Consider the following 8,674-nt stretch of genomic DNA (forward strand, 5'->3'; position numbering starts at 1 on the left):
AGAAGAAGGGCCCCGCGGTCTCTCCGTCCCGCGGGGCCCTTCGTCATGCCCCGGCACACCCGGGCGTCATGCCCCGGCACACCTCGGCACGTGTGGCCTACTTCACATCATCATCCCGTCGGATGACGCACAACCCTCCTCACAGGTCACGGGTCTCACCTACGCAACCAACGGCCATGCCCGTGCCCCACACACGGAGGCCTCCGACACGTGCTGCCGCGCGGCAGCACGCGAGCCCCACAAGAGGTCCCCAATGAAGCTTCGCCGCGCCATGATGACCGCGGCCGCGACGGCTGCCCTCGCGCCGTTCGCCCTGGTCTGCGCCCCTGCCGCGTTCGCCGAGGACGCGCCGAGCGCGACGGTCAGCAGCCCGGACGCGACCGAGTCGACTCCTGCGGCCGACCCGAGCACCAGCCCGGCCGCCGACACGGGCTCGCCCGCCGCCACGGCGTCGGACAGCCCGTCCGCCTCCGACTCGGCGAGCGCGAGCACCTCGGCGTCCGCCTCCGCGTCCGAGTCGGCATCCGGGTCCGCCTCCGCGTCCGCCTCCACCAGCCCCAGCGAGAGCGCCGAGCCCAGCGACGGGCCGACCACGCCGTCCGGGGTCTGCGAGGAGGACGACGCCCACTACAAGTCCAAGATCCACGCCTCGCTCAGCGGTCTGCCCGGCGAGATCGCCGTGGGCAGCGGCTGGCACCCCTTCACCCTCAGCGTGAAGAACCCGACGTCGGGCAACCTGAAGGACGTCATCTTCTACGCGGGTGTCGGTCCGAGCGACCCGAACGCCCAGTACGCGTTCAAGACCAGCCAGGTCCAGCTGCAGGTGAAGTACGACGGGTCCTGGTACGACGTCGAGGACGGCGCCGGTCACTCCAACGGCTACCTCGACCTGAACAACATCAAGGCCGGCCAGACGGTCAACTACCAGCTCCGGCTGAACGTGAAGGCGGGCGCCCCGGTCGGCGAGGGCCTGACCATCGGTGGCGGGATGTACTTCGACGACGAGGAGAACTGCATCGGCACCGACCAGGCCAGCTACCTGATCAAGATCGTCAAGGCCGGCACGGACACCGACGGGACGAAGCCCCAGGAGGGCGGCCAGGTCCCGGTTCCCACCCAGAAGCCGAGCAAGACCAACACCCAGGACGTCACCGGCTCGCTGGCGGAGACCGGTTCCAGCTCCATGCTGCCGACCATCGGTCTGGTCGGCGGTGTCGCCGTCGTCGTCGGCGCCGGAGCGGTGTTCGCCGTCCGCCGCCGCAAGGGCGCCGGTTCGGACGCGGCCGCGTAAAGCCGTAGCCACGTGGGCGCGGCCGCACGAGCAGTCGCGCAACCGGAAGGGGCCTGCACCAGGAGGGGGGTGCAGGCCCCTTCGGCATACCCGCACTACTTCATGGGCGACCGCACTACTTCTTCGGCGGGACCGCCGGCATCCCCAGGAACGGCAGGCGCAGCGCGCCGAACGCCTCCGCGGGAACGGCCGGGGCCTGCGGCTCCACCGGCTTCAGCCGCTCGTACACCGCACCCTGCGCCGGACGCGGGTCCTCCTCGCCCTTGTTCGGCCAGAAGGACATCGCGCGCTCGGCCTGCGCGGTGATGGTCAGCGACGGGTTCACGCCCAGGTTCGCCGAGACCGCGGCGCCGTCCACGACGGAGATGCCCGGGTGGCCGTACAGGCGGTGGTAGGGGTCGATCACGCCGGTCTGCGGGGAGTCGCCGATGGGGCAGCCGCCGAGGAAGTGCGCGGTGAGCGGGGTGCCCATCAGCTCGCCGACGTTGCTGCCGGCGAAGCCGTTGATCTCGGCGGCGAGCGCGGAGGCGGCCTCGGTGGCGGCCCTGATCTGCTTCGGGTTCGGGGCGCCGTGTCCCTGGCGGGCGGTCAGCAGGCCCTTGCCGACGCCGCCGGGCTTCAGATACGTCGTCAGGGAGTTGTCCAGCGACTGCATCACCAGGCCGATGATGGTCCGCTCGGACCAGCGCCGGTTGGAGAGGGAATGCAGGACCAGCAGCGGATGCCGGGCCGCGTTCGCCAGCCAGGCCAGCGCGCGGGAGGAGCCCTCGGCGTAGGGGACCTGGAGGATGGACAGGCCGCCCATCGAGTTGGAGCCCTTGCCGTAGCGGACCGGCTCGATGTGGGTGTTCTCGTCGGGGTGGATGGAGGACGTGATGGCCACGCCCCGCGTGAAGTCGGCCCTGGGTTCACCGGTCGCCTTGCGGTAGCGGCGGTTGTCGGTCTGCGCGCCCACCAGCGCCTCGGAGTTGGTGCGGGTCAGGTCGCCGAGCCGGGCGGAGAGGTACGGCAGCTGGCCGCCGGCCTTCATCCGGTGCAGCAGGGTCTGCGTGCCGTACGTGCCGGCGGCGAGGACGACGCGGCGCGCGGTGAAGAGCCGGCCCTCGCCCTTCTTCTTCCGGTCCGTCGGCAGGGTCGCCACGGCGTACCCGCCACGGGAGTCGTCCGTGACGGACACGACCGTCGTCATGGGGTGGATCACCGCGCCCGCCTTCTCGGCGAGGTGGAGGTAGTTCTCGTTCAGGGTGTTCTTGGCGCCGTGCCGGCAGCCGGTCATGCACTCGCCGCACTCGGTGCAGGCGTTGCGGGAGGGACCGGCGCCGCCGAAGTACGGGTCGTTCACCTGCTCGCCGGGCCCGGCCTTCGCCTTCCCGTCGGCGTCCTTGCCGTCACCGAAGAACACGCCGACCGGGGCGAGGTGGAAGGTGTCGCCGACGCCCATCCGCTGCGCCGCCGCCTTCAGATGGACGTCGGAGGGGGTCATCGTCGGGTTGAGCCGTACGCCGAGCATGCGCTGGGCCTGGTCGTAGTACGGCTTCAACTCCTCCTGCCAGTCGGTGATGTCCCGCCACTGGGGGTCGTCGAAGAAGGCCTTCGGCGGTACGTAGAGGGTGTTGGCGTAGTTGAGCGAGCCGCCGCCGACGCCCGCGCCGGCGAGGACCATGACGTTGCCCAGCAGGTGGATGCGCTGGATGCCGAACATGCCGAGCCTGGGGGCCCAGAGGTAGTTCTTCAGGTCCCAGGAGTTCTTGGGCAGGGTGTCGCGGGTGAAGCGGCGGCCCGCTTCGAGCACGCCGACCCGGTATCCCTTCTCGGTCAGGCGGAGGGCGGACACGGAACCGCCGAACCCCGATCCGACCACGATGACGTCGTAGTCGTACCCGTCCTCGTCCCGGGTCTGGACAGACTTCTCCTGCGACACGTGCTCTCCTCGTCGAGAACGGGTGTTTCCGTACGGGTGCTTCTAGCGGAAGCGGAACGCCTTCATGAGCCGGAGACTCGTGCTCATGAAGCGCGCGTAGGCCTCATCGGTCATGCCCAGCGACGGCGCCATCGGCAGCAGCCGCTGCTGGGCCACCGTCTGGGCCTCCGTGTACTTGAGGATGCCCTCGGAGCCGTGGCGGCGGCCGAGGCCGGAGTCCTTCATGCCGCCCATCGGGGACTGGACGCTGCCGTAGGCGGGGGCGTAGCCCTCGTTGACGTTGACCGTGCCGGTGCGCAGGCGGGCGGCGACCTCGCGGCCGCGCCGGGCGCTGGTCGTCCAGACCGAGGAATTGAGGCCGTACGGCGTGGCGTTGGCGCGCTCGATCGCCTCGTCGTCGCTCTTGAACCGGTAGACGGAGACGACCGGGCCGAAGGTCTCCTCCGCGCAGACGGCCATGGAGTCCTCGACGCCGTCGAGGATGGTCGGCTCGAAGAAGTAGGGGCCGATGTCGGGCCGGGCCCGGCCGCCCGCGAGCACCTTGGCGCCCTTGGCGACGGCCTCCTCCACATGGCGCTCGACGGTCTTCAGCTGGCGCTCGCCGACCAGTGAGCCCATGTCGGCGCCGTAGGCGAGGGAGTTGCCGAGCCGCATGGCCTTCGTCCGGGCGGCGAAGCGTTCCAGGAAGGCGTCGGCGACCGACTCGTGGACGTACAGCCGCTCGATGGAGATGCAGAGCTGGCCGGCGGAGGAGAAGCAGGCGCGTACGGCGCCGGCGGCGGCCTTCTCGATGTCGGCGTCGTCGAGGACCAGCATGGCGTTCTTGCCGCCGAGTTCGAGGGACACGCCGACCAGGCGGGCCGCCGCACCCTGCGCGACCTCGCGCCCTGTGCGGGTGGAGCCGGTGAAGGAGACGTAGTCGGCGTGCCGGACGACCTCCGGGCCGACGACCGGGCCCTCGCCGAGCACCACCTGGAAGACGCCCTCGGGCAGACCGGCCTCGATGAGCAGGTCGCGGGCCCACAGCGCGGTGAGGCAGGTCTCGGTGTCCGGCTTCATCACGACCGCGTTGCCGGCGACGAAGGCGGGCAGCGCGTCACCGACGGACAGCTCAAGGGGGTAGTTCCAGGGGGCGATCTGGCCGATGACGCCGCGCGGATGGCGGAGTTCGGTGACCTTCGTGAGCGTGGGGACGGCGCCGGTGTGCCCCTTGGGCCGCAGGTAGGCCGGGGCCTTGCGGCCGTAGTGACGGGCCGCGACGGCGACGGCCTGCACCTCCTCGTGCGCGTGCAGCCGGGCCTTGCCGGTCTCCAGCTGGATCAGGTCGAGCACCTCGGCCTGCCGCTGCAGCACCAGGTCGTGGAAGCGCAGGAGGACGGCGGCCCGCTGCCGTACGGGGGTCCTCTCCCACAGGGCCTGGGCGGACCGGGCCGCCTCGAAGGCCTTCTGTACGTCCTCGGGGGTGGACTCCGGCAGGTCGGCCAGCTTCTCGCCGGTGAACGGGGTGTGGTTGGCGGTCCGGCCGGAGCCGACGACGCCCTTGGTGAGCTGGGCCACCAGTTCCGGGGTGACCACGTCGGCGGCGGTGCGGGCGCCCTCGGGGGCGGGCGCGAGCGGGTTGGTGCCGGTGCTGTCCGGGGCCTGCGTGTCCGTCATGACGCGCAGGGTATGCCGCGGCGCAGCCTTTGTGTACCCGTCGGTAACGGGGATTCACCGAGTGCTCACACATTGCCAGTGATCACTGGCAGTGAATGTGCTGATCAGGGCGTTGGCGCCGTGGCGAGCGGAAGGATCACTGGAGTCCGGCTTTTTTCGCGAGGAGCAGCCCGAGCGCGGTCCTGGGGGTGCGGCGCGGGGGATCGGGGGACGGACTCGCAGGTGGGCCGGGGGTCGGGTGCGCAGAGGGGAGTGGTGGCGCAGGCGGCTCGGGGGCGGCTTCGGGCGCCGGGTCGGTCATGGGCGTGAGCCCGAGGTACTCCCGCAGGGCCGCCGCGACCTCCGCCGCGCCGGGGCGGGCCTCCGGTGCGTCGGCGTGCAGCCGGTCCAGCAGGGGGCTCAGCGGGCCGGGGTCCGTGCCGGCCAGGGCGGCGCGCAGCAGGGCACCGAGGGACCACAGGTCGGAGGCCGGGCCGGCGCCGGGGCCGGCGGCGCGCTCGGGGGCGACGAAACCGGCGGGCGCGTCCTCGGCGTGTCCGTCGCCGGTCCCGAAGTCGGTGACGACCACCCGCCCGGTGCCGGACTCCAGCAGGACGTTGGCCGGTTTGACGTCCCGGTGCACGATGCCGACGGCGTGGGCGGCGCGCAGGGCGCCGAGCACGGCGAGCCCGATCCGGGCGGCCTCGGCGGGCGGGAGGGGGCCGCGCCGCAGAACTACCTCCAGCGACTCCCCCGCCACCAGCTCCATGACGATCCAGGGGACTTCGCCCTCGGTGACGACGTCGTACACCGTGACGGCGGAGGGATGGCGCACCCGGGCCGCGGCGCGGGCCTCCCGGAAGAGGCGGTGGGCGATACGGCGGCTGTCCTCGTCGTCGGCCGGATCGCCGGGCAACTGCGGTTCCTTGACGGCGACCTGGCGGCCCGGCCGCTGTTCGTCCAGGGCACGCCAGACCGTCCCGGTGGGCCCGGACCCGAGGCGGTCGGTCAGCCGGTAGCGGCCACCGATCAGACGTGCGTCGGGCGGGCGTTCGCCGTCTCCACTCATGTCACATGAGTACCGTGCGCACCAGGCTCTTGTCGAAGCGGGACACAGCGAAGCGGTCAGCTCGTCCGAAGCGGGCGGTTCGGCTCGTCCGAAGCGGGCGGTTCGGCTCGTCCGAAGCGGGCGGTTCGGCTCGTCCGAAGCGGGCGGTTCGGCTCGTCCGTAGCGGGCGGTTCGGCTCGTCCGTAGCGGGCGTCAGGCGGCCCAGCGGTGCAGGGTGAAGCCGTGCCGCGCCTTGCGCACCTCCACCGCTCCGGCACCGGCGAAGTGGGCCGGGACGACCAACTCCCTTTCCTCGGCGGCGCGTTCCAGGACCCGCCGCCGGGTCGCGGCCGCCTGCCGGGGGTCGAGGCAGAAGCAGCTGCTGCACTCGGGGCGCAGGATCTGCACCGGGCTGTGCAGGAGGTCGCCGACGAACACGGCCCGCTCGCCGCCGGATTCGACCCGCAGCACGGAGGAGCCCGGGGTGTGGCCGGGGGCGGGCTCCAGGACGAGGTGCTCGTCGATCCGGTGGCCGTCCTCCCACAGCACGGCCTGCCCGGCCCGGTGCACCGGCGCGACGCTGTCCTCGTACAGCAGCCGGTCGTCCACCCGCACCCCGCCGGCGTACCCGCCCTCGGGGCCGAAGTGGCGGTCGTCGGCGGCCGGCAGCAGGTACCGGGCGCGGGGGAAGGTCGGCACCCATGCGCCGTTGACGTCATGGGTGTTCCAGCCACAGTGGTCGGCGTGGATGTGGGTGTTCACCACGATGTCCACCTCGCCGGGGTCGACCCCGGCCCGCCGCAGCCGCTCGGGGAGGTCGCCCGGGCGCCGGTGGAACAGCGGGTTGGCGGGCCGCTCCCGGTTCCGGCCCACCCCGGTGTCGACCAGGACGGTCCGCCCGGCGCTGCGCACCACCCAGGTCTGCAGCGCCGAGACCGCGACGTCGGCGCCGGGATCCCAGTGTTCGGGGGCGAGCTCGTCCTCGTGCTCCTGCCACAGCTCGGGGCCCGAGTCCGGGACGAGCCGCCGCGCGGGGGCGATGGGCCCCTGCCACTCGACGACGCGGAGCACCTCGACGTCCCCGACCATGAACTTCTGCACGCTGTCTTCGGCCATGCCTCCACCCTAGGAGCCCGCGACGAGCATCCCAATGCTTGACCGGCTCGATCGAATACGCTGGAGTCTCACAGAGGTGTTTCGTGGGCCGCTTCGCGGGCCGTCCCAGGAGGTGTCCGATGGACGTGGTCAGCGACGCGATCTCCGCCGTACGGGTGGGGCGGCCGTCCTCCAGCCGGCTGCGGGTGAGCGGCGACTGGGCGGTGCGGCTGGCGCCGTACGAGGGGGCGGGGTTCCATGTCGTGCTCAGCGGTGCCTGCACCCTGCTGCCGGACGGCGGCGGCGCGCCCGTGCCGCTCGGTGCCGGCGACGTGGTGCTGGTGCCGCACGGCGCCGGGCACGTGCTGGCGGACGCGACGGCGGGACCGGACGCGACGCGCCGGGCGCGGCCCTTCGAGGAGGTACGGGAAGCGGACCGGCCGCTCGCGGGAGCCGGGCCCGATGTGCGGCTGCTGTGCGGCAAGTACCGCCTCGACCGCAGCCGGAAGCACCCCCTGCTGGCCGAGCTGCCCGACCTGGTGCACCTGCCGGACGACAGTGGGCGCTGCCCCGAACTGGGCGCCGCCGTGGGCCTGCTGGCCCGGGAACTGGACGGTGACGCCGGCCGGCCGGGTGCCGCCCTGGTGCTGCCCGGGCTGCTGGACCTGCTGCTGGTCTACATGATCCGCGCCTGGGCGGCCCGCGCCCGCTCGGGCAGCTGGCCCGCGGCCCTGGCCGACCCCGTGACCGCCACCGCCCTGCACGCCCTGCACTCCGATCCGGCGGCACCCTGGACGAACGGCCTGCTGGCCGCCCGCGCCGGAGTATCCCGCGCCACCCTCGCCCGCCGCTTCACCGCCCAGGTCGGCCGCCCGCCGATGGCGTATCTGACCTGGTGGCGGCTGACCCTGGCGGCGAGACGGCTGCGCGAGACGGACGCGCCGCTCGCGACGGTGGCGCGGGAGACGGGATACGGCAGCCCGTACGCCCTCTCGCACGCCTTCAGCCGGGAGTTCGGCACCACCCCGGGCCGGTACCGGGGCCGGGGCGCCCCGGAGGTCAGAGCCTCTTGATGTCCAGGTTCGCGATCGCTGCCCTGGCCACGTCGCGGCCGCGGGCCGTGAAGTCGCCCTTGCCCGGGTAGCCGACGGTGAGCTTGTACAGGTCGCCTGCGCTGGTGCGGTAGTAGAAGATCTGCAGTTCGCGCGGGCGGGGGTCCTGGCTGTCGCTGGTCGTGAAGTCGACGGTGTTCTCCGCGGCTTCCCTGCCGTGGTACGTCGCGGTGTCGTCCGGACGGGTCCTCGCGTGGCCGGGCATGTCGAGGGTGTAGTCGCCGTCGCCGCGGAACTTCTCGTCGTCGGCGTACATCTGGGACCGCGCGCTGTTCTTGATCTCGTTCAGCGAGTCCTGCGCCTTCCTGGCCAGGTCCAGCCTGATCCGGACGCCGCCGCTCCAGTCCTCGTAGATCACCCAGTTCTGGTCGGAGTCGTCCTTGGCCGGCCTGATCTCCCGGTAGCCCGCCGGGGCGGCGACGGTGACGCCGAGCTTCGGGTCCGGGTGCTTCGCCCAGCCGCCGGGCAGCGGGCCCGCGAAGGGGTCGGCGAGCACCAGGTACGCCGCCACCGCCGCCACGACCAGCGCCGCGCCCGCGACCGGCCACGCCGTGCGGCCGGGGCGCCGGGAC

The 8,674-nt window shown here is 72.8% G+C and carries 6 protein-coding genes and 1 pseudogene; 2 read left to right on the forward strand and 5 right to left on the reverse strand.

Annotation, left to right across the window (positions count from 1 at the left end; genetic code table 11):
- Positions 1-253 precede the first annotated feature (253 nt).
- Positions 254-1,291 (forward strand): LAETG motif-containing sortase-dependent surface protein, encoded by a 1,038-nt coding sequence (locus tag ABB07_RS15235; protein WP_208899233.1) that lies wholly within the window; start codon positions 254-256, stop codon positions 1,289-1,291.
- A gap of 115 nt (positions 1,292-1,406) precedes the next feature.
- Here the strand turns inward: ABB07_RS15235 and ABB07_RS15240 are convergent, their stop codons facing one another.
- From ABB07_RS15240 to ABB07_RS15255, 4 genes are all read right to left on the reverse strand, one after another.
- Positions 1,407-3,212 carry a GMC family oxidoreductase N-terminal domain-containing protein gene (locus tag ABB07_RS15240; RefSeq protein ID WP_208899234.1) on the reverse strand — a complete coding sequence of 602 codons (1,806 nt, stop codon included), beginning with the start codon at positions 3,210-3,212 and terminating at the stop codon, positions 1,407-1,409.
- A gap of 42 nt (positions 3,213-3,254) precedes the next feature.
- Positions 3,255-4,868: a succinic semialdehyde dehydrogenase gene (locus ABB07_RS15245; RefSeq protein WP_208899235.1), complete on the reverse strand. Its 1,614-nt coding sequence runs from the start codon at positions 4,866-4,868 to the stop codon at positions 3,255-3,257.
- A 136-nt stretch (positions 4,869-5,004) separates the two neighbouring features.
- Positions 5,005-5,916, reverse strand: coding sequence for a serine/threonine-protein kinase (locus ABB07_RS15250; RefSeq protein WP_208899236.1), 912 nt, complete (start codon positions 5,914-5,916; stop codon positions 5,005-5,007).
- A 192-nt stretch (positions 5,917-6,108) separates the two neighbouring features.
- Positions 6,109-7,011 carry an MBL fold metallo-hydrolase gene (locus ABB07_RS15255; protein ID WP_208899237.1) on the reverse strand — a complete coding sequence of 301 codons (903 nt, stop codon included), beginning with the start codon at positions 7,009-7,011 and terminating at the stop codon, positions 6,109-6,111.
- Positions 7,012-7,130: 119 nt separating this feature from the next.
- Here ABB07_RS15255 and ABB07_RS15260 point away from each other — a divergent pair, with 119 nt between their 5' ends.
- Entirely contained in the window at positions 7,131-8,063 is a 933-nt protein-coding gene (locus ABB07_RS15260) for an AraC family transcriptional regulator (protein WP_208899238.1), read from the forward strand.
- On the opposite strand, the pseudogene ABB07_RS40835 reads toward ABB07_RS15260, so the two are convergent.
- A pseudogene (locus ABB07_RS40835) lies at positions 8,050-8,674 on the reverse strand (serine/threonine protein kinase); the annotation flags it as partial. The gene ABB07_RS15260 and the pseudogene ABB07_RS40835 overlap by 14 nt on opposite strands.

It is taken from the genome of Streptomyces incarnatus, from assembly GCF_001027185.1.
Classification (GTDB): Bacteria; Actinomycetota; Actinomycetes; order Streptomycetales; family Streptomycetaceae; genus Streptomyces; species Streptomyces puniciscabiei.

Excerpts from the sequence above, each read along its gene's own strand:
- ABB07_RS15255 (WP_208899237.1), bottom strand. The coding sequence starts at position 7,011 with ATGGCCGAAGACAGCGTGCAGAAGTTCATGGTCGGGGACGTCGAGGTG.
- ABB07_RS15260 (WP_208899238.1), top strand. The coding sequence starts at position 7,131 with ATGGACGTGGTCAGCGACGCGATCTCCGCCGTACGGGTGGGGCGGCCG.
- ABB07_RS15235 (WP_208899233.1), top strand. The coding sequence starts at position 254 with ATGAAGCTTCGCCGCGCCATGATGACCGCGGCCGCGACGGCTGCCCTC.
- ABB07_RS15250 (WP_208899236.1), bottom strand. The coding sequence starts at position 5,916 with ATGAGTGGAGACGGCGAACGCCCGCCCGACGCACGTCTGATCGGTGGC.
- ABB07_RS15245 (WP_208899235.1), bottom strand. The coding sequence starts at position 4,868 with ATGACGGACACGCAGGCCCCGGACAGCACCGGCACCAACCCGCTCGCG.